Genomic DNA, 18781 nt, shown 5'->3' with positions numbered 1-18781 from the left:
AAGCTACTGAACTCCATTTTAAACTATGTTTCGGTAACATTAGTTACTGACCTAAGTGAAGATGTAATGTATATTTGCATCAAATTAATGTAAAAAATGAAAATCAATACGTTTTATTTAGTTTTCTGTTTACTGCCGGCAATGGTTTTTGCCCAACAAACAGTGCCTATTACTAAAGCAGAAGTTTTGGAAAAGGTTAGCACTCAGAACAACCAATTAAAAATAGGGGAGCAGGAGGTGCTATCGGCAAGAGGAGATTATAACCAAACCAATGCCGTTTTTCTTCCAAACATCACAGCATCGCATAGTGGAATGGCAACTACCAATCCGCTAATGGCTTTTGGGTTTAAGCTCAATCAGGAGATAGTGACCCAAGCAGATTTCAATCCCAATAAGTTAAACGATCCGTCGCAGATTGAAATGTTTGCTACAAAGGTTGAGGTGCAGCAGCCTATTATAAACTTAGACGGTATTTTTCAGAGAAAAGCTGCCAAAGCAAAGCTGAATGCAACCCAGTTTCAACTTACGCGTAAGGGCGATTATATTGCTTTGGAAACCGAAAAGGCTTATATGCAATTACAACTGGCTTACAAAAGCGAAACGGTATTGGAAACCGCCTTAGAAGCAGCCAACGAAAATCTACGTTTGGCAAATAACAGCTTTAAGCAGGGCTATTTACAACAGAGCGATGTTTTGGCCGTAAAAGTACGTGTTACCGAAGTGGAAAATCAACTGCAATACGCAAAAAGTAATATTATTAATGCTTCGGAGTACCTTGCCGTACTAATGAACGAAGCGGTGTCTGGAGTGTTTAAACCTGTTGATTCCCTAAAAATTTCTTCAGAATTGAATACCAGTACAAACCTTCCCGAAGCACGTGCAGATATTCAAGCAATGGAGTTTGCTACTGAAGCCTATAAACAAAACTACAAAGCAGATAAAATGACGTTTCTTCCTAGGCTGAATGCCTTTGGAAGTTATGAAATGTATGACGATCAAATTTTTCAAGCAGATGCTCGTGGTTACTTATTTGGTGCGGCTTTGACATGGGATATTTTTCAAGGTTCAAAACGTTTCGGGAAAACCCAAAAAAGCAAAGCAGAATTCAATAAGGCGAGCTTAGAGCTGGATCAATACAAATCGGAAAGTCAATTGCAATTGAATAAAGCCAAACGCATGTTTTTAGATGCGCAAAACAATTTAAAACTGACTGAATTGGCATTGGAGCAGTCCAAGGAAGCCCTTAGAATACGCACAAACAGATTTAAGGAAGGTTTGGAAAAAACCACCGACCTATTAATGGCCGAGACACAGTTTTCGCAGAAACAACTGGAATATTACAATACCGTTTTCCAGCATAATTATGCCTTGGCTTACTTAGAATTTTTAACTAAAAACTAATACCAGGTTTTCCTGCAAGGTCTCAGAGACCTTGTAGGTATAAGATAATGAAGACGTTCCCGATAGCTATCGGGGCAAAACCTATAATCAACAAGATTTAAAACCATAAATATGAAATTATTATATACAAGCTTACTTTTTGCAGTAGTTCTGAGCCTTACCAGCTGTGGTAATTCTTCTGAAGAGAAAGTCGCGGATAACTCACCTGCAATTGCGGTAACCCTTAGCTCGGTAGCTTCAGAAAACAACACGCCATTTTTAACCGCAAGTGGTACAATAGAAGCGGCAAACAGCGCTACGCTAAGTACTAGAATGATGGGCTTTGTTGATAAAGTTCATGTAAACGTTGGTCAGAAAGTAACAAAAGGCCAACTCTTGGTCAGTATTAATAACGCCGATCTTTCTGCAAAACAGGCACAGTCAACTGCTGGCATCACGGAAGCGCAAGCAGCTTTTAACAATGCCAAAAAAGATTATGAGCGATTTCAAAATCTATTCGCAGAAAACAGCGCGAGCCAAAAAGAACTGGATGATCAACTAGCCCGTTACCAAATGGCAAAAGCTAGATTAGAAGGCGCTAAACAGATGAAAAACGAAGTAGAATCGCAATTTGCTTATGTAAATCTTCGCGCACCGTTTAATGGCGTTATTACCAATAAATTTATTGAAGCCGGAGATATGGCCAATCCTGGCGTACCGTTAATTTCGGTAGAAGGTCCAGGTAGTTTTGAAGTTACGGCTTCGGTTCCAGAAAGTGAAATTTCAAAAATAAAAGCGGGTGCTGATGTTGAAATACGAGTAAAATCTCTAGGCGAAACTCTTTCGGGAACGGTAACTGAGGTCAGTAGTTCGGCAAGAAACACGGGGGGACAGTATTTGGTAAAAGCGGCATTGGCCCAGACCGATGTAAATATTCTTTCCGGAATGTACGCTACGGTTCAGTTTCCTATAGAAAAGAAATCTGATGTTACAGCTGTTTTAATTCCGAAGAAAGCTTTGGTAAAACGTGGACAATTAACAGGAGTCTATACGCTAAGCCAAAGCAATACCGCCATTTTACGTTGGCTGCGCTTAGGCCGCTCCTATGGCGATAAAGTTGAAGTGCTTTCGGGCTTGGCTGCCGATGAAGACTATATTGTTTCTGCCGATAGCAAACTTTACAATGGCGCAAAATTAACCATTAAACAATAATCATGAAGGACGGATTAGCAGGCAAAATTGCCAAGTTATTTATAAGCTCAAAGCTTACAGTACTGTTGATGATCGTGTTTATGGTCGTTGGGGTGTGGAGCTCGTTTTTGATACCGCGCGAGGAAGAACCTCAAATTGATGTGGCCATGGCCGACATTTTTGTGGGTTACCCAGGTGCATCGCCAACCGAAGTAGAATCTAGGGTTGTAAAACCTCTTGAAAAATTGGCATCGAATATTCCCGGGGTAGAATATGTGTACTCAACCTCCTCAAAAGAGGGCGCAATGGTAAGCGTTCAGTTTTATGTAGGTGAAGATATAGAGCGTTCTTTTGTAAAACTGTACAATGAAATGAACAAGCACATGGATCTTATGCCTCCCGGTGTAACCATGCCGCTTGTAAAACCGCGAGCTATTGACGATGTTCCTATGTTGGGGCTAACCTTGTGGAGTGAAACGTATGACGATTTTCAGTTAAAACAAATTGCAGATGAACTTACTCAAGAGGTTGAAAAGGTAAGTGAAGTATCAGCCACCCAAAAGCTGGGCGGACGCAATAGAGCGCTACGCGTAGTGCTGGATAAGGATAAGCTGGCTGCAAGTGGATTGGATATTCTTGGAGTTGCCGAAATGATCAAGGCAAACAATCAGCAAATGAGCTCTGGTAGTTTTGATAAAAACGATACCGAATTTCTGGTTTCAACGGGAAATTTTCTTAAATCGGTAGCAGATGTTGAAAACTTGGTGATTGGCGTACAACAGAATCAACCCATTTACTTAAAGCAAGTTGCAGCTATTGTTGACGGCCCTGAAACTCCAAACCAATACGTTTCATTTGGTTATGGAAAGGCCAATGATAAGGCTTCTCAGTATCCTTCTGAATATCCTGCGGTAACTATTTCGGTAGCAAAGCGAAAAGGTGCCGATGCCATGCAAATTGCCGATGTAATTATTGATAAAGTAGAGCATTTAAAAACCAATTTAATTCCTGATGAGGTTCACGTAGAAATTACCCGTAATTATGGCGAAACTGCTTCTCAAAAAGTTTCAGAGTTGTTGATGCATCTTTTAGGAGCAATCCTTGCCGTTACCGTGATTGTAATGCTTGCCATGGGCTGGCGTGGCGGTCTGGTAGTGTTTCTTTCAGTTCCTATTACGTTTGCACTTACTTTATTGAGTTATTATTTACTCGATTATACGCTAAACAGAATTACGCTTTTTGCATTGGTATTTGTAACCGGAATTGTGGTGGATGACTCCATTATTATTGCCGAAAATATGCACAGGCATTTTAAAATGAAACGCCTGCCGTTTAAGCAAGCTGCTATCTACGCCATAAACGAAGTGGGCAACCCTACAATCCTTGCCACGTTTACGGTAATTGCTTCGGTATTGCCTATGGCCTTTGTTTCTGGATTAATGGGGCCGTATATGTCGCCAATGCCTATAGGTGCTTCTATTGCAATGATATTATCTTTATTTGTAGCATTAACCGTTACGCCGTATTTAGGTTATATTTTCCTTCGTGAAAAGGAGAAGCAAGGAAAAACTCCAAAAAAAGAAAAGCCATTAGAAGATACTTTTATTTACAGAATTTACGCAAAGCTTGAAACGCCATTAATTGAAAATAAAAGTACACGCTGGATATTTCTGGGGATTACAATCGTGCTTCTTCTAGGCTCTATATCTATGTTTTTTACCAATTCGGTAGCGGTGAAAATGCTTCCGTTTGACAATAAAAACGAAATGCAAGTAGTCATTGATATGCCTGAAGGCTCAACTTTGGAACGCACTGCAGTGGTAGCCAAGGAAATTGGTCAATACTTGTCACAACAACCTTTGGTGGTTAACTATCAAAATTATATAGGTACATCTGCGCCTATAACTTTTAACGGATTGGTGCGTCATTACGATTTACGTGGTGGTAGCAATATGGCCGATATCCAAGTAAATTTAGTTAGTAAAGATGACAGAAAGCTTCAAAGCCATGATATAGCAAAACAGCTCCGTCCGAAAATTCAAGAAATTGGGAATAAATTTGGCGCAAATGTAAAAATAGTAGAGGTTCCGCCAGGACCACCAGTGCTTTCCACCATTGTGGCAGAAGTTTACGGCCCTGATTATGACCAACAAATAGCTGTTGCAAAAAGTATAGAAAACATCTTGAACGAAACTCAAGATGTAGTGGATGTAGATTGGATGGTAGAAGCCGATCAAAAAGAATATCACTTTGTAGTTGATAAGGAAAAAGCAATGCGCTATGGTGTGGCGCCACAACAGGTTGTTTACACTATGAATACCGCGCTTTCAGACCGACCGGTAAGTAATCTTTACCAGGAAAATGCAAGCAACCAGGTGGGAATAATCCTGGCCTTAGATGAAAAGGAGAAATCTACTATTCAGGATATTTCACAGCTAAAAATTGCCTCGAAACAGGGGAATATGGTTTCTGTGGGCGATCTAGTAACTATTGAAGAAGGTGTACGCGCCAAAAGTATCCATAGAAAAAACCAAAAACGCGTAGTCTATGTTTTGGCCGATATGGCTGGAGAACTGGAAAGCCCCGTTTATGCAATTTTAGGAATGACCGAAAAGCTTAATGAAATAGAATTACCACCAGGGTATAAAATGAACGAGCTCTACTTACAGCAACCACAATATGAAGATGATTTTACGGTGAAGTGGGATGGCGAATGGCAAATTACCTTGGAGGTGTTCCGAGATTTAGGAATTGCATTTTTAGGCGTGATTATTATCATTTACATCTTGATAGTGGGCTGGTTTCAAAACTTTAAGGCTCCGGTTGTAATGATGGTTGCCATACCCTTGTCCTTAATTGGGATTGTGCTTGGCCACTGGATTATGGGCGCTTTCTTTACAGCAACCTCCTTTATTGGAATGATTGCCCTAGCTGGAATTATGGTGCGAAACTCCGTCTTGTTAATCGATTTCGTCAACCTTAGAGTGGCAGATGGCGTTCCGTTAAAACAAGCGGTTATTGAAGCCGGCGCCGTACGAACTACCCCAATTTTGTTAACCGCCGGAACCGTTGTAATTGGCGCATTTGTGATATTGTTTGACCCTATTTTTCAAGGTCTGGCCATATCCTTAATGGGTGGAAGCATTGTTTCTACAGTGCTCACCTTGCTCGTGGTGCCCTTAGTTTATTATATGATTGAAAGAAAGAATTATAAATGATGAGTGGTGAGAGTTGAATGGCGAGAAAACCGGTCAACGCTAATCAGGGAAGCTCAATAACAATTAACTATTAACATTTTCACTATGAAACTACTAATTGTAACCCTTGTGGATGAATATGAAAAAGAGGTGCTTCAACTTTTTAAAAAGGCAGGGATTGAAAGTTTTAGCGGCTCAGATATTGAAGGCTATAAAAACGGAACCTCTTCTTTTTTGATGAATACCAGTTGGTTTCCTTCACAAAAAAGTGGAGCGGAGAGTGGAATGTTCTTCTCGTTTACAGACGAAAATAAAATTGATAAGTTTTTTGCACTGGTAAAAGAATTCAACAATAACCTAGAAACTAATAATCCCATCCATGCGGTTGTTGTTCCCGTAGAAAGAAGTATTTAGAACAACATCCAATAGAAGTGAAAAGGAAATAAGTTGTTTAACATTAAAATTAAAATAGTATGATTAACAGATATATTAGGGCAATTGCCGGAATTTTTATTCTCATCAGCTTAGCTTTGGCTGTTTACGTAAATATAAATTGGCTGTGGTTTACCGCTTTTGTCGGTGCTAACTTGCTACAATCATCCATGACAAGATGGTGTTTGATGGAAAAAATTCTTGTAAAATTAGGTGTAAGGGAAGAAGGCGATAGCTGCTGTGCTTAAATATTTAGCTTCGGCTTAATTGCACCAAAAATCCCACGTTCAAAAATATGAACGTGGGGTTTTTTATTGGGTTGTAACATCCTTTTTATTCTTAGAATTTATAAATGCTCGTTTGTGAGCCGTAGGTTTAGTAAAGTTGAAAGTTTTTGTGAATGAGTGGTTTTTATAAAACAGGAGCGTTGAAATTGGTAGCATATATTAAAATATGATATTCATCATTTTAAAAACCATATATATAAGATATATTTGAAGATGTTAACCAATCTATTAGTATTATGACAATAAACATTCAGTACATAAAAATGCCTACTAGCGCTGCTATGAGCGAATATGTAGAGCAGAAACTCCACAAACTTGCCGAAAAATATGACTGGCTTATTAGAGCCGAGGTTAGTTTTAAATTGGAGAATAATGAATATGGCAAGGGCAATATTTGTGAAATAGAGCTCAGTTTACCCGGTCCTAAGGTTTTTGCAACTTCTAAGGAAGCAACTTTTGAAGCAGCTGCAAAAGAAACCATTAGTGACCTTGAAAAACAACTCAAAAAGCGCAAAGCAAAATTTATAACCCACTAAACTTATCTCGATGAAAAAAATATTAGTTCCTGTAGATTTCTCTGAACATTCTGAAAATGCTTTAGAAGTAGCAGCCTCAATCGCCAAAAAACAAAATGCCGAAATAGTTGCCCTTCACATGATGGGGCTTTCTGATGCAGTTGTTACCAGAAACGAATCTAAAGAAGCGTTTGAAGCAATGTATTATATGCGCTTGGCAGAAACCCGCTTTGCCGAAATTTTGGATAAAGAGTATCTAAAAGATGTTAAGGTTACCGATACGGTTCATAACTACACCGTTTTTAGTGAAATTAACGATATTGCGAAAGAAATGGATATAGACCTAATTGTGATGGGGTCTCATGGAACTGGTGGCCTAAAAGAGGTTTTTGTTGGTTCCAATACCGAAAAAGTGGTGCGAACTTCAGAAGTGCCAGTTTTGGTAATTAAACACCAAGCAACCAATTTTAATCCGCAGTTGGGGATTTTTGCCTGTGATTTTCTAGAAAATTCAATTCAATCTTATAAAAGAGCAAAAGCAGTATTTGAGCTTTTCGGGATTAAAATGCAACTCCTGTATGTTAACCTTTCCGGAGATTTTAGGAGTACGCGAGAAATAGAAAAACGAATACTCAACTTTTTTAATACGGCAGAGGAGCCTGAACCCTTTGAGCGTTTAAACGAAGTAGTGCATTACAACGATTATTCGGTTGAAGCTGGAATATTTGCTTATAGCCAAATAACAGGCGCAGATATTATCGCTTTGCCAACGCAAGGTCGCCAAGGTCTGGCGCACTTTTTCTCCGGAAGTATTGGGGAAGATGTGGTTAACCATTCCGACTTGCCAGTAATGACGTTTAGAATATAGTTAATTGCTATCGACATCAATTAACAAAAAAGCAGGACTTCTAATTTTGGATTCCTGCTTTTATTATTTTATCGAATGTCCGTAATGCATCATAATATTTAACCTACATCAAAAGGATATTATTAAACCAGCCCTGAAGGGGCGAAAACATCGTAACATCGGGCAAGGCCCGGTGGGGCAAACCTGTGACACACAAAGCCCTGAAAGGGCGTAATACGTGTCGCCTTTCAGGGCTGTCCTTAGACCGGTTAAGTGCAGATAAGCTGTTAGGGTTTTTGATAGGGCTTTTGATAGGGCGTTGCCTTGTCTTATGATACGCTGCCCTATCAGAACATAAGTATTTTCGATATCTAAAAAGGTTCGCTTGCAGACGCAATAATTAACACATAATTTGAACTAACCAATCATATTACTGATCGCGGATATTCATAATTATTTTAAAGTGTTTAGTGCAATTTCAATCATCTGAGAAAAACTGCCTTCCCGCTCCTCAGAGGTTGTAGTTTCTCCCGTTACCAAGGAATCGGAGATCGTTAAAATAGCCAAGGCGTTTACATTAAACTGGGCGGCAATGGTATAAAGTCCTGCGGCTTCCATTTCTACACAAAGCACTCCAAAATTTGCCCATTTCTTATAATTTTCAAAGTTATCTTCATAAAACTGATCGCTGGAAAGTACGTTTCCCGCTTTTATGGCTATATTGTTTTCCTTGGCATAATGCGCGGCTTTCATTAACAAATCAAAATTTGCGGTAGGGGAGAAGTCGCAATTTACAAAACGGGCGTTGTTAATCCCAGAGTTAGACGATGCAGTCATGGCAATTACAATATCGCGCAGTTTGACCTCTGCTTTATAGGAGCCGGCTGAGCCAACGCGTATCAGGTTTTTTACTCCGTATTCGTTTATAAGTTCATGGCAATAAATTAAGGCCGAAGGAATACCCATACCTGTGCCTTGTACGGAGACTTTCTTTCCTTGAAAAGTGCCAGTGTAGCCCAGCATACCCCGAACCTGATTGTAGCATTTTGCATCTTCCAAAAAAGTTTCTGCAATCCATTTTGCCCGCAATGGGTCTCCGGGAAGCAATACGGATTCTGCAATTTCCCCAGGTTTGGCCTCAATATGTGTGCTCATCAATCTTGTTTTTTTGTGTTGCTGACTATTTTAATTCCCGAAGAGGTGCCAATCCTGCTAATACCCATGGCAATGTATTTTTTTGCAGTGGCAGAATCTCTTATTCCGCCAGAGGCTTTAACCTTTAGAGTATCTCCAACTTCGTCATGCATAATTTTTACGGCTTCTTCCGTAGCACCGCCAGTGCCAAATCCAGTTGAAGTTTTTACATAATCTGCCATGGCATTTTTACAAATTTGGCAGGCTTTTCTTATTTCTTCATTGGTTAAATAACAGGTTTCTAGAATCACTTTTAAGATTCGGTTGCCAATTGCATTTTTTACGGCTGCAATTTCCGCTTGTACTTCATCATAAAGTTTCGCCTTAATAAAACCTACATTGAGCACCATATCAATTTCGTCGGCACCGTCTTTTACGGCTTGTTTCGCTTCAAAAACTTTTACTTGGCTAGTAGATGCCCCTAAAGGAAAACCTACAACCGAGGCTATTTGCACCTCAGTGCCTTTTAACTCATGTTTTGCTTTTGCTACATTACAAGGGTTTACGCAAACGGCATAAAAACTATTTGCTTTTGCTTCTTTGCAGAGCTTCTCAATGTCGTCCGGCGTAGCAGTTGGCTTTAGCAAGGTGTGGTCTATATAATCGTTTAGCTTCATTCGTTTTTGTGTTGGTTGATGATTGCTATCAGCTCCTCTTTCTGCAATACGCCACTTTGACGCCACAGCTGTTTTCCATTTTGAAATAGTAGCATTGTTGGTACACCTCTAACTTGATATTGCTGTGCCAAGGGTTGGTTTTTATCAACGTCTATTTTTACGATCTTAATTGAATCGCCCAACTCGTCTTTTACATTTTTAAGAATTGGAGCTAGCATTTTACACGGCCCGCACCAATCGGCAAAAAAATCTACCAAAACAGGGGTTTCACCGTCTATAATATTTTTAAAATTACTTTTCATTTTATAAATTTATTGAAAGAAACGATTCTTTTTCTGACTTCTTAAAACTGGCATTAACATTTTTAATGGAATGCGAATGGAGTACGTTCCCGTATAGGATGGGCAAATAACGCAATCGTCAAAATAGTACTCCACAACATCCTCGTCTATTACAAAGTTGTTTTTTGAGGCAAAAAAGTCATCGGCTGAGATAGCCCAGCAATCATAGTACATATCGCCAGAGTTTATTTTATCTGTAAGCAGCTCGTTTAAAATGCCTCGAAGTTCTTCTTCGGAACCATCAATAAAGAAATCTTCAAAATTCATAAATACAAAGCGTTCCAGATCAAAATTTAAGGTCTCAAATGTATAAGAAGCGTGAGCCGCACCTGTGTAATGGTTTTCTTTATAAAACAATACACTTAGTAGTTGATCGTTAAGGTTGAAGACTTTATATTCAACGATACGCTTTTCGTGCTCTTGCGGAATTCCTAAAGAGTCACAAAGCCGTTTTTCTTCTAGAATTTGTTTTTCCACTCCTTTGGTATCCAAATAATATTTACTGATGTACTCATTAAAGTTTTCAAAGCGCGGATTTATTTCTTCATTTAGATATGGGTATTTAAAATCCATGGTATAGCCTTCGTCTTCTTTAAAAAAGGACTTTGAAATAAGGAGGCTCTTAAGTTCTGCGCGCTGGTCTTGTTTTTCAATGAGCTCCTTTCTTTTTAAGTTGAAGGTTTGCTCCATTTTTTGTAAATCCTTGTCGGAGATAATTGTAGTATCAATTTTTTCTGTAGTAGTCTTTGTTTCAGGCAGAACTGTATCCTTTTTTGGCTCGTTTTTACAAGCAAGGAGTGTGAGTATAAGTAGACCGGTAATGAGGTATTTCATGTATTGTATGGTTTAAAACATAAAAGTAGGGAAAGAAATTAAGCTAGTAAAATAATGTTTATTTTGAAGGCAGTTATTCTTTTAGTAAAATTTTTAATTTGGTTAAAAGTATTACTTCACTTTTATTTTTTTTAGCGAAAGAACTGGCAATTGCATTGGCTGTTTTCCAAATTAATTGTTTGCGTTCATCTGTAAAAAGCTCGGGGTTTTCTTTTTTGTAATCTGCAAAACTGTCAAAGCACTCATTTGCGTCTAGCTGCTCATAGTCAAACCATTCAAAAACAACTTCCATTTGATGGGCCGCATCGGTATGGAACGGGTCTTTATAATCATCAAGGTTTTTCCACTCTTCAAGTATCACCGTCTTTAATGCGTTGTATTCCTCTTTACGCACCACCTTGTCTGCCGCCGCAATGGCGTAAAAAAGTTCCCCTGTTTTTTGATAGAACAGCAGCTTTGGCTTATCTAAATTTTCCATGACGCTATTGTTTTTTTGAATTTATGACTTTAAGGTGGTAAATCTAAATTGATTTAATTGGAATACTTATGATATAAATCAGTTCACAAAAACTGTTTAATTTCATTACTTTTGGACGATGCGCGTATTTGAAGAAAAAAAAGGCAACGTTTTTAGGATACTTTCTGAAGCTATTTCAGAAGGAATTGTCATTGTTAATGAAAAACAAGAAATTGTTACCTCTAATGAAGCCGGAGACCGAATGTTTGGATATGAACCTGGCGAACTGTTGGGTAAGAACTTAAACGTTTTGATTCCGCGAGATTATAAAAAATCGCACCCAGACCAAGTTAATAATTATTTGGGAAGCAATGATCCGCGTAAAATGGGCCATGGGCGCGATTTGTACGGAAGGCGAAAGGATGGAAGTACTTTTCCTGTTGAAGCAGGTTTAAATCCATTCGAAATTTATGGCAATAGATATGTAATGGCATTGGTAACCGATATTACGATACGGAAAAACCAAGAGCTGCAAATTGTAGAGCTCAACAATCAACTAGAGCAGAAAATTGAAAAACGTACAGCGGCTTTAAAAGAGAGCGTTATTGATTTAAAACAAGAAGTCGCAAAACGTAAGGACGCTGAAGATAAAATGAAGGAATCGCTCCGGAAGGAACGGGAGTTAAACGATCTAAAAACAAAGTTTCTCTCTTTGGTTTCGCACGAGTTTAAAACGCCTCTAAGCGGTATTCTTACTTCGGCCACACTCGCCGGAAAATATACCGAGGCCGAGCAACAAGACAAGCGTGAAAAACATTTACGCACCATTAAGAGTAAAGTAAAATACCTAAACAATATTTTAAACGACTTTCTATCCATTGAACGAATAGAGTCTGGAAAAACCACTTATAAGTTTGATACCTTCCCGTTGAGTAAGGTTGTGAACGAAGTAATTTACAACGCAAATATGTTGTTAAAGGAAGACCAGACAATCAATTATCCAGAAAATATAGATGATATTTCAGTTTTCTTTGATGAAAAAATTCTGGAGTTATCGCTTTCCAACCTTATTAACAATGCTATAAAATACTCGCCAGAATCTACCACCATTGACGTAGTTGTTATTCCTGAAAAAGAATCGCTTCGCATTAAAATTATAGATGAGGGCCGAGGAATACCTGAAAAAGAGCAAAAATTTATTTTCAATAGATATTTCCGGGCAGAAAATGCGCTATTAGATCAAGGCACCGGAATTGGTCTTAATATTGTTAAAAGTCATTTGGAAAGCCTTGGCGGTACTATTACTTTTGAAAGCCAAGAAAATAAAGGAAGTACTTTTACCATTTCTTTTCCAACAAAAAATACTAAAGAATAAAATGAAGACACTACTTCTAATTGAAGACGATGCGGCACTGCGTGAAAACACTGCCGAACTTTTAGAGCTTTCAGGCTACAAGGTAATAACTGCGCCAAACGGTAAATTTGGAATAGAAAAAGCCACCCGAGAAATTCCAGATATTATTGTCTGCGATATTATGATGCCTGAAATTGATGGCTATGGTGTCTTAGAGGCATTGGCTGCAAATGAAAAGACCACCCATATTCCATTTATCTTTCTTTCGGCAAAAACCGAACACAAAGAGGTGCGAAAAGGTATGGATATGGGAGCAGACGATTATTTAACCAAGCCTTTTGAAGAAACCGAATTATTGAGTGCTGTTGAAAGCCGATTGGCAAAAGCACAAATTCTAGAAATGCGTAAAACGAGTCCGGAAACAGAAGCTGTAGATGAAGAAGATAGCCCCAAAAACCTAAATCAGCTTAAAAACTTTTTTTGTGACGAAGGCGAAATTGCTCATTATAAAAAAGGAGAAGACATTTACCGAAAGGGAGACCACTCCAACAGTCTGTTTTTAATTTTAAAAGGTGTTGTGAAAACACATACAATGGACGAGAACGTAAAGGAGCTTATAACCGGCCTGTACAAAGCAGACGACTTCTTGGGCTTTACCTCTTTTGATGAAAACATACCCTATAGTGAAACGGCTACGGCAGTAGAAGATGTTGAATTGGTGGGCTTGTCAAAAACGTATTTGCTAGATATTCTTAAAAAGAGCCAAGAGGTATCTCTAGAGCTCATGAACTTACTTACCGATAACCTTTCTGAAATTAAAGAACAATTGATAAAAATGGCCTATAGCTCCGTTCGTAAGAAAACTGCAGCTACAATAATTCAATTTGTTGAAATTATGAACAATGACCACGCAGCACCTTTGCGTATTTCTCGAAACGACCTTGCTACAACCGCTGGTATTGCCACAGAAAGTTTAATACGAACACTTTCTGAGTTTAAGAAGAAAGGTATTATTGAAATTGAAGGCAGGGATATTCGCATTATAGACTTGGAAAGCCTTCAAGAGATTAAATGATCTTTTTGGGCGTTTAGTAAGGTACTCACCTCTAATCTGGAAGGTATATACAAGACTTAAAGGTGTTTATTTTTTAAAAAACTGATTTTTGTCATTTTGCATATCGAAACATACAGATACATTTGTCCGTAAGATTTTGTAATAATGAATATATTAATTCCTACGGATTTTTCTGAAAATGCGCATAATGCTATTCGGTATGCGTTAGATTATTTTGCGCATATTCCCGTTAATTTTTATATTCTTCATGTGTCACAAAAAGCTTCACCCGAAATAGAGGATGAGCTTTATTTTGAATCAGATTTGGCTGTGCCTACCCTAAGGAATCCATCTGCTCTTTTAAAGGAAGAAATAAATACCTGTCGTATTTCAGCTAAAAATTCGGAACACAATTTTTTTCCACTCCAAGACGAATCCAGTTTAGTTGAAAGTATTCGCAAGCAAATAGTTGAAAAACAAATTGACTATATTGTTATGGGCACGAGGGGAGCCTCTAAAAATAGTAAAAACGAAATAGGAAGTAATACCTGCGAAGTGATTAAAAAGGTGAAATGCCCAATATTGGCAATTCCTGAAAACGCAAGATATAGAGGGGTTGAAAACCTAGCTTTTGTAACCGATTACAACTGTATTTATCGCAATAAGATAATCAGTACACTCTCTGAAACCTTAGAGCTGCATAACACACCGCTTCGGGTTCTGCATGTAAAGTCTCAAGCCACTAGCGGTCTTACAGCCGGACAAACAGACAACAAGGGGTTTTTACATTACTTTTTCAGAGATAAGAAACACAGTTTTCATTTTGTAGAAAGTAAGAAAATGGAAATGGGTATTCAGGATTTTGTTGAAACCTGGGATATAAGCCTAATATCCATTGCTGCCAAAAATCTAAATTTTATAGAACGATTACTTTTAAAACCGGCAATAGAAGCTGTTAGTTATCATACGCATGTTCCATTTTTGGTAATCCACGAGTGATGCCAATTCAAAAATAGCTTCAGAAAAACAAGTGTTCTTTTTAAAATTGTACCGAAGCCCTCTTACTCTTCCTGCTCAATTGGGTGGTCTTCGTAAAAATCTTTAAACGTTTTGTCGGTGGCATATTTATCGTGAAGGATTTTATATACAGAAATAACTAAAAATACTTCGCCTAAAATGCTGAGATAGAATACCCAGTTAAATGGTAAATCCATTGCAGCAAATATTGCAACCGTTACCAAAATTAAAGTTGATATAGCTAAGTAAGCAAGTGGATTGATTTTCATAACTTTTTTACAATAAGATACAAAATGTGATAGGGTTTGCCTCTTAATGAATCCTTAAATGTCAATATCTTGGCTGACATTCGTCATGTTTTTACTGGTTTCAAACCCTTATATTTACATACTAATCTTTAAGAAGAGCACGATGCGAAAAATATTGATCCCAACTGATTTCTCTAAAAATGCTATGAACGCTGCAAAATATGCGGCCGAGCTTTTTAAACATGGGCCGTCAGAAATTTACTTGCTACATACTTTTGCAGATGAAGTTTATGACGCTAAAACCCGCTTGGCAGATGCCGTTTTTGGTGAATTACAGCAAGAAGTACTCCATAAAGCGGAAGCGAATTTGGAGAAAATGCGACAAGATCTTTTTAATATTTCGCCCAACCCGAAACATAAAGTTTTTACAATTGCTGAATTTGGCATGTTGGTAGATTCTGTAAATGAATTGGTAGAACGTGAAAATATAGATGTAGTTGTAATGGGAACCCAAGGCGAAACAGATGACAAGCAGTTAACTTTTGGTAGCAATACACTGCAGGTAATTAAATATGTAAAATGCCCTGTCTTGGCAGTACCCGAAGTATTTGGTGACGTGCATCCTAAAAACATGCTATTCCCCACCGACTATCAGGTTCCTTTTAAACGTCGTGAATTAAAGCTTTTGGGAACAACGGCGAAATGTTTTGCCACTAAAATCAACTTCTTGTATGTTTCTAAATTCCCTACTCTTTCACTTAGGCAAGAGGATAACAAAGCTTTTTTAGAAAGTTCTTTGACCGAAAATCGGATAAGTTATACCCAAGACTCCGGAACCGATATAACCGCAGCGATAAACAAATATATAGACCAGCACGAGGTTGATATGTTAGTTATGGTAAATACCAGACATTCCTATTTGGAAAATATTTTGTACCAATCAACAATCGAGAAAATTGGACTTCAAATAAAGATTCCATTTTTAGTGCTTCAGAATTTACCGCGCTAACGGACAACTTCAAAAATGTAAAATGTTCAATAAAAATTTTATATCTGCAGAATATTAGATATTTTAAGCTTCTAAATTTTATAAAGAACCTTTTTAGCACGCGTTTCATATATTCTGCTGTACCAAATAAAAAATAACAAATGAAAAAAATATTAGTGCCAACCGATTTTTCAGACAATGCATATTCGGCCTTGTGCTATGTGTCAAAACTGTACAGTGCTGAATCTTTACAAATTACGGTGCTCCATTCCTTTAACAGTGAGGTAGAAAGTATGGGGCCGCGTATGGATATAAAAAAGTCTGAAGCGCTTACAAAAACCTTACTTAAGGAATCTGTTTTGGAGGGTGATCAGATGATTAAACGTTTAAAAGTAGATGCGCCCAAGTTAAAACATGATTTTAAAGTTTTGGCAACCCCTGCAATGTTGTCAGATAGTATTGACTCGCTTGTAGTTAATGAAGGATATGACCTTGTGGTTATGGGGAGCAAGGGCCAAACCGGTGCCGAAGATATACTTATGGGAAGCACAACCGATAGAATAGTTAATACCCTGGAGGCTTGCCCATTGCTTATAGTGCCAGAGCAAGTTGAATTTTCTATGCCTACTGAAATTGCTTTTGCTTCAGATTATAACGAGTTTTATTCACTTTCAGAATTAAAACCCATTACGCGCCTGGTAAGACAATACGGTTCTAACCTGAATATAGTTAACGTAGGTTCAGAGGCTGATCTTGATAAAAAGCAAAAGCTTAATTTCGAGAAGTTCAATACTGATCTTACGGAATATAATTCAAATTTTTATTTTGTGCCAAAAAGGGGCAGTGTTTCAAAAACGCTATTTAACTTTATAGATGAAAAAAACATAGCCTTATTTGCCTTAATATACCATAAGCACAATTTTATAAAGCAGCTTTTTCGCGAGCCTGTTGTTAGTAGGCTAGGGGAGCATATGTATGTGCCAACCCTTGTAATTCCGCAGCAATATTAAACCGCTTGTTTTAAAGCAAAAACCAAATTATTTAAAAACAGTATATGAAAAAACGAATATTAATACCAACCGACTTTTCTCAAAACGCCCACAATGCAGTTAAATATGCAATGGAACTCTACAGGCGGGAATCCTGTGAGTTTTTTATGCTTAACACCTATTATTTATCGGGGTTTTCAAAAGATAACCTTTTGGTCCCTGAGCCTACAGATGAAGCTTTGGCAAAAGTAAAGGATCGTTCTGAAAAAAATATGGAACGCTTAAAAGTACGGATGGGTTTTTATGATCAAAATGAAAAACACACTTTCAACTATTTAAGTGAGTTTGGATCTTTTTACGATGTTGTGAAAAAAGTAGTGGAACGGGAAGATATTCAGCTTGTGGTTATGGGAACCCAAGGCGAAACAGACAGTAAAACAGTAATCTTGGGGAGTAATGCCTTAAATGTTATGGAGAAAATACGAAACTGCCCAATCCTAGCAATTCCTTCAACGGTGCTTTTTAAAGAGCCTAACGAGATTGTGTTTCCCACTAGTTATAGAACCCACTATAAACAAAGAGAACTGGGTACCTTAGTTGAAATTTCACGCCTTACCAATTCCCCAATACGTATTTTACACATCCAAAAAGGGAAGACTTTAACCGATGCCCAATTACAGAATAAAGAGCTGTTGGAAACAATCATGCAACCGGCATCCTTTACCCATCATACCTTATATAATTTAGACTTAAAAGATGGGGTAACTTCGTTTATACAGAGTCGCCAGAGCGAAATGATTGCTATTGTTAATAAAAAACATAATTTTTTCGGAAGTATTTTTTCTAACCCAATGGTTAGGGAGCTTGGTAAACATACCAATGTACCTATTTTAGCCATGCACGATTTAAGGAACTAAATAGCCATAGGGGATTGTTGGCCTATCAGTTTGTTGATTTAAAGGATGTTATTATGCAAAAACAAATTTTAATACCCACCGATTATTCAAAAAATGCCTTCAATGCCATTGTATATGCCTTTGAGCTTTTTGAAGAGGAGGAGTGTGTATTCCACATTTACCACACTTATTTTTTAGGCCGTTCAGCTCAAGAAAACTTAATGTTTCCAGAGCCACAGCAGCATGAGTATGATGCCGAAGCACGATTTTCAGAAGAGAGTCTAGACCGATTAAAGCGTAAGCTTAGCCTCAGAGCAGATAATCCGAAACATACGGTGCATTTTAGTCATCAGTTTGGTACCCTTATAGATTTATTGGAGAAAAAAGTAAGGAATGAAGGCATAGATCTCATTGTTATGGGAACCCGTGGGATAACGGATGACAGAAAAATAGCCTACGGTAGAAACGCTGTAAATGTTATGGAATCCATCCGCGAATGCGGTGTTTTGGCTGTTCCAAGGAATATTTCGTATAAACGCATTAACGAAATTGTTTTTCCAACGAATTTTAAAGTTCACTATAACCAGAACGAAATGAAAACTCTTGCCAGCATTGCCGGGCAGGAAAAAACTCCAATTCGCATTGTCCATATTGGAAAAGAGGCCGATCTTTCCGAAAAACAAAAAACGAACCGCAAACAACTGGAAAACCATTTAAACCAATTGGAATTTTCATATCACTGGCTTGAAAAAGTTGGCGTTAAGGAAGGCGTTCTTTCATTTGCAGACCAGCGCAATAGCGGCTTGATAGCTTTTGTAAATAGAAAGCATTGGTTTTTTGGAAGTGTTTTTTCAAATCCTTTGGTTAAAAGCCTTGGTGTACATTCTAGCGTGCCGGTTCTCGCGCTTCACGACTCCAGAGATTAAATGATTGGCATCGTTAG

Annotated in this window: 20 protein-coding genes; 14 read left to right on the top strand and 6 right to left on the bottom strand. The window is 38.0% G+C overall.

Annotation, left to right across the window (positions count from 1 at the left end):
* Nucleotides 1-96: 96 nt before the first annotated feature.
* The 7 genes from QPK98_RS06075 to QPK98_RS06045 all read left to right on the top strand — a co-directional run bounded on the left by QPK98_RS06075 (nt 97) and on the right by QPK98_RS06045 (nt 7870).
* Complete coding sequence (locus QPK98_RS06075) at nt 97-1401, top strand: TolC family protein (protein ID WP_310992189.1); 1305 nt, start codon at nt 97-99, stop codon at nt 1399-1401.
* Nucleotides 1402-1512: 111 nt separating this feature from the next.
* Nucleotides 1513-2592 (top strand): efflux RND transporter periplasmic adaptor subunit, encoded by a 1080-nt coding sequence (locus QPK98_RS06070; RefSeq protein WP_310992187.1) that lies wholly within the window; start codon nt 1513-1515, stop codon nt 2590-2592.
* A gap of 2 nt (nt 2593-2594) precedes the next feature.
* On the top strand, nt 2595-5789 hold the full coding sequence (locus QPK98_RS06065) for an efflux RND transporter permease subunit (protein ID WP_310992186.1): 3195 nt from the start codon (nt 2595-2597) through the stop codon (nt 5787-5789).
* 84 nt (nt 5790-5873) lie between these two features.
* Nucleotides 5874-6182 carry a hypothetical protein gene (locus QPK98_RS06060; protein ID WP_310992185.1) on the top strand — a complete coding sequence of 103 codons (309 nt, stop codon included), beginning with the start codon at nt 5874-5876 and terminating at the stop codon, nt 6180-6182.
* Nucleotides 6183-6241: 59 nt separating this feature from the next.
* On the top strand, nt 6242-6448 hold the full coding sequence (locus QPK98_RS06055; protein WP_310992184.1) for a YgaP family membrane protein: 207 nt from the start codon (nt 6242-6244) through the stop codon (nt 6446-6448).
* A 275-nt stretch (nt 6449-6723) separates the two neighbouring features.
* On the top strand, nt 6724-7023 hold the full coding sequence (gene hpf, locus QPK98_RS06050; RefSeq protein ID WP_310992183.1) for a ribosome hibernation-promoting factor, HPF/YfiA family: 300 nt from the start codon (nt 6724-6726) through the stop codon (nt 7021-7023).
* 10 nt (nt 7024-7033) lie between these two features.
* Complete coding sequence (locus QPK98_RS06045; RefSeq protein ID WP_310992182.1) at nt 7034-7870, top strand: universal stress protein; 837 nt, start codon at nt 7034-7036, stop codon at nt 7868-7870.
* Between the two features lie 432 nt (nt 7871-8302).
* Here QPK98_RS06045 and deoD read toward each other — a convergent pair whose 3' ends face one another.
* From deoD to QPK98_RS06020, 5 genes are all read right to left on the bottom strand, one after another.
* Entirely contained in the window at nt 8303-9004 is a 702-nt protein-coding gene (gene deoD, locus QPK98_RS06040; RefSeq protein WP_310992181.1) for a purine-nucleoside phosphorylase, read from the bottom strand.
* A complete protein-coding gene (gene deoC / locus QPK98_RS06035) occupies nt 9004-9660 on the bottom strand; it encodes a deoxyribose-phosphate aldolase (RefSeq protein ID WP_310992180.1) in 657 nt (218 codons plus the stop codon). Before deoC ends, deoD begins: the two co-directional genes overlap by 1 nt.
* A complete protein-coding gene (gene trxA / locus QPK98_RS06030) occupies nt 9657-9962 on the bottom strand; it encodes a thioredoxin (protein WP_310992179.1) in 306 nt (101 codons plus the stop codon). Before trxA ends, deoC begins: the two co-directional genes overlap by 4 nt.
* Nucleotides 9963-9971: 9 nt before the next feature.
* Nucleotides 9972-10835, bottom strand: coding sequence for a DUF3298 and DUF4163 domain-containing protein (locus tag QPK98_RS06025; RefSeq protein ID WP_310992178.1), 864 nt, complete (start codon nt 10833-10835; stop codon nt 9972-9974).
* A 73-nt stretch (nt 10836-10908) separates the two neighbouring features.
* A complete protein-coding gene (locus tag QPK98_RS06020; protein WP_310992176.1) occupies nt 10909-11313 on the bottom strand; it encodes a hypothetical protein in 405 nt (134 codons plus the stop codon).
* A gap of 118 nt (nt 11314-11431) precedes the next feature.
* Here QPK98_RS06020 and QPK98_RS06015 point away from each other — a divergent pair, with 118 nt between their 5' ends.
* The 3 genes from QPK98_RS06015 to QPK98_RS06005 all read left to right on the top strand — a co-directional run bounded on the left by QPK98_RS06015 (nt 11432) and on the right by QPK98_RS06005 (nt 14699).
* Nucleotides 11432-12667 (top strand): sensor histidine kinase, encoded by a 1236-nt coding sequence (locus QPK98_RS06015; RefSeq protein WP_310992175.1) that lies wholly within the window; start codon nt 11432-11434, stop codon nt 12665-12667.
* 1 nt (nt 12668) lies between these two features.
* Nucleotides 12669-13721 (top strand): response regulator, encoded by a 1053-nt coding sequence (locus tag QPK98_RS06010; RefSeq protein WP_310992174.1) that lies wholly within the window; start codon nt 12669-12671, stop codon nt 13719-13721.
* 144 nt (nt 13722-13865) lie between these two features.
* Nucleotides 13866-14699: a universal stress protein gene (locus QPK98_RS06005; RefSeq protein ID WP_310992173.1), complete on the top strand. Its 834-nt coding sequence runs from the start codon at nt 13866-13868 to the stop codon at nt 14697-14699.
* Nucleotides 14700-14761: 62 nt separating this feature from the next.
* Here the strand turns inward: QPK98_RS06005 and QPK98_RS06000 are convergent, their stop codons facing one another.
* A complete protein-coding gene (locus QPK98_RS06000; protein WP_310992172.1) occupies nt 14762-14986 on the bottom strand; it encodes a hypothetical protein in 225 nt (74 codons plus the stop codon).
* A 142-nt stretch (nt 14987-15128) separates the two neighbouring features.
* On the opposite strand from QPK98_RS06000, the gene QPK98_RS05995 reads away from it, so the two are divergent.
* The 4 genes from QPK98_RS05995 (at nt 15129) to QPK98_RS05980 (ending at nt 18764) form a co-directional block, all read left to right on the top strand.
* The gene (locus tag QPK98_RS05995; RefSeq protein WP_310992171.1) at nt 15129-15974 is read left to right on the top strand and encodes a universal stress protein; all 846 of its coding nucleotides are present in this window, start codon (nt 15129-15131) and stop codon (nt 15972-15974) included.
* A 140-nt stretch (nt 15975-16114) separates the two neighbouring features.
* Nucleotides 16115-16963, top strand: a complete 849-nt coding sequence (locus QPK98_RS05990) for a universal stress protein (RefSeq protein ID WP_310992170.1) — start codon at nt 16115-16117, stop codon at nt 16961-16963.
* Nucleotides 16964-17007: 44 nt separating this feature from the next.
* Nucleotides 17008-17859, top strand: a complete 852-nt coding sequence (locus QPK98_RS05985) for a universal stress protein (RefSeq protein WP_310992169.1) — start codon at nt 17008-17010, stop codon at nt 17857-17859.
* A 53-nt stretch (nt 17860-17912) separates the two neighbouring features.
* Complete coding sequence (locus tag QPK98_RS05980; RefSeq protein ID WP_310992168.1) at nt 17913-18764, top strand: universal stress protein; 852 nt, start codon at nt 17913-17915, stop codon at nt 18762-18764.
* Nucleotides 18765-18781 lie beyond the last annotated feature (17 nt).

The sequence above is a fragment of the Aequorivita marina genome (assembly GCF_031631895.2).
Lineage (GTDB): Bacteria > Bacteroidota > Bacteroidia > Flavobacteriales > Flavobacteriaceae > Aequorivita > Aequorivita marina.
This window is presented reverse-complemented; position numbering and strand designations above follow the sequence as displayed.

Bases quoted from the DNA above. Each gene is read 5' to 3' on its own strand.
- QPK98_RS06005 (WP_310992173.1), top strand. From the start codon at position 13,866: ATGAATATATTAATTCCTACGGATTTTTCTGAAAATGCGCATAATGCT.
- QPK98_RS06060 (WP_310992185.1), top strand. From the start codon at position 5,874: ATGAAACTACTAATTGTAACCCTTGTGGATGAATATGAAAAAGAGGTG.
- deoD (WP_310992181.1), bottom strand. From the start codon at position 9,004: ATGAGCACACATATTGAGGCCAAACCTGGGGAAATTGCAGAATCCGTA.
- QPK98_RS05980 (WP_310992168.1), top strand. From the start codon at position 17,913: ATGCAAAAACAAATTTTAATACCCACCGATTATTCAAAAAATGCCTTC.
- QPK98_RS06065 (WP_310992186.1), top strand. From the start codon at position 2,595: ATGAAGGACGGATTAGCAGGCAAAATTGCCAAGTTATTTATAAGCTCA.
- QPK98_RS06025 (WP_310992178.1), bottom strand. From the start codon at position 10,835: ATGAAATACCTCATTACCGGTCTACTTATACTCACACTCCTTGCTTGT.
- QPK98_RS06020 (WP_310992176.1), bottom strand. From the start codon at position 11,313: ATGGAAAATTTAGATAAGCCAAAGCTGCTGTTCTATCAAAAAACAGGG.
- QPK98_RS06015 (WP_310992175.1), top strand. From the start codon at position 11,432: ATGCGCGTATTTGAAGAAAAAAAAGGCAACGTTTTTAGGATACTTTCT.
- QPK98_RS06000 (WP_310992172.1), bottom strand. From the start codon at position 14,986: ATGAAAATCAATCCACTTGCTTACTTAGCTATATCAACTTTAATTTTG.
- QPK98_RS06010 (WP_310992174.1), top strand. From the start codon at position 12,669: ATGAAGACACTACTTCTAATTGAAGACGATGCGGCACTGCGTGAAAAC.
- trxA (WP_310992179.1), bottom strand. From the start codon at position 9,962: ATGAAAAGTAATTTTAAAAATATTATAGACGGTGAAACCCCTGTTTTG.
- hpf (WP_310992183.1), top strand. From the start codon at position 6,724: ATGACAATAAACATTCAGTACATAAAAATGCCTACTAGCGCTGCTATG.
- QPK98_RS06075 (WP_310992189.1), top strand. From the start codon at position 97: ATGAAAATCAATACGTTTTATTTAGTTTTCTGTTTACTGCCGGCAATG.
- QPK98_RS05985 (WP_310992169.1), top strand. From the start codon at position 17,008: ATGAAAAAACGAATATTAATACCAACCGACTTTTCTCAAAACGCCCAC.
- QPK98_RS06055 (WP_310992184.1), top strand. From the start codon at position 6,242: ATGATTAACAGATATATTAGGGCAATTGCCGGAATTTTTATTCTCATC.
- deoC (WP_310992180.1), bottom strand. From the start codon at position 9,660: ATGAAGCTAAACGATTATATAGACCACACCTTGCTAAAGCCAACTGCT.
- QPK98_RS06045 (WP_310992182.1), top strand. From the start codon at position 7,034: ATGAAAAAAATATTAGTTCCTGTAGATTTCTCTGAACATTCTGAAAAT.
- QPK98_RS05995 (WP_310992171.1), top strand. From the start codon at position 15,129: ATGCGAAAAATATTGATCCCAACTGATTTCTCTAAAAATGCTATGAAC.
- QPK98_RS05990 (WP_310992170.1), top strand. From the start codon at position 16,115: ATGAAAAAAATATTAGTGCCAACCGATTTTTCAGACAATGCATATTCG.
- QPK98_RS06070 (WP_310992187.1), top strand. From the start codon at position 1,513: ATGAAATTATTATATACAAGCTTACTTTTTGCAGTAGTTCTGAGCCTT.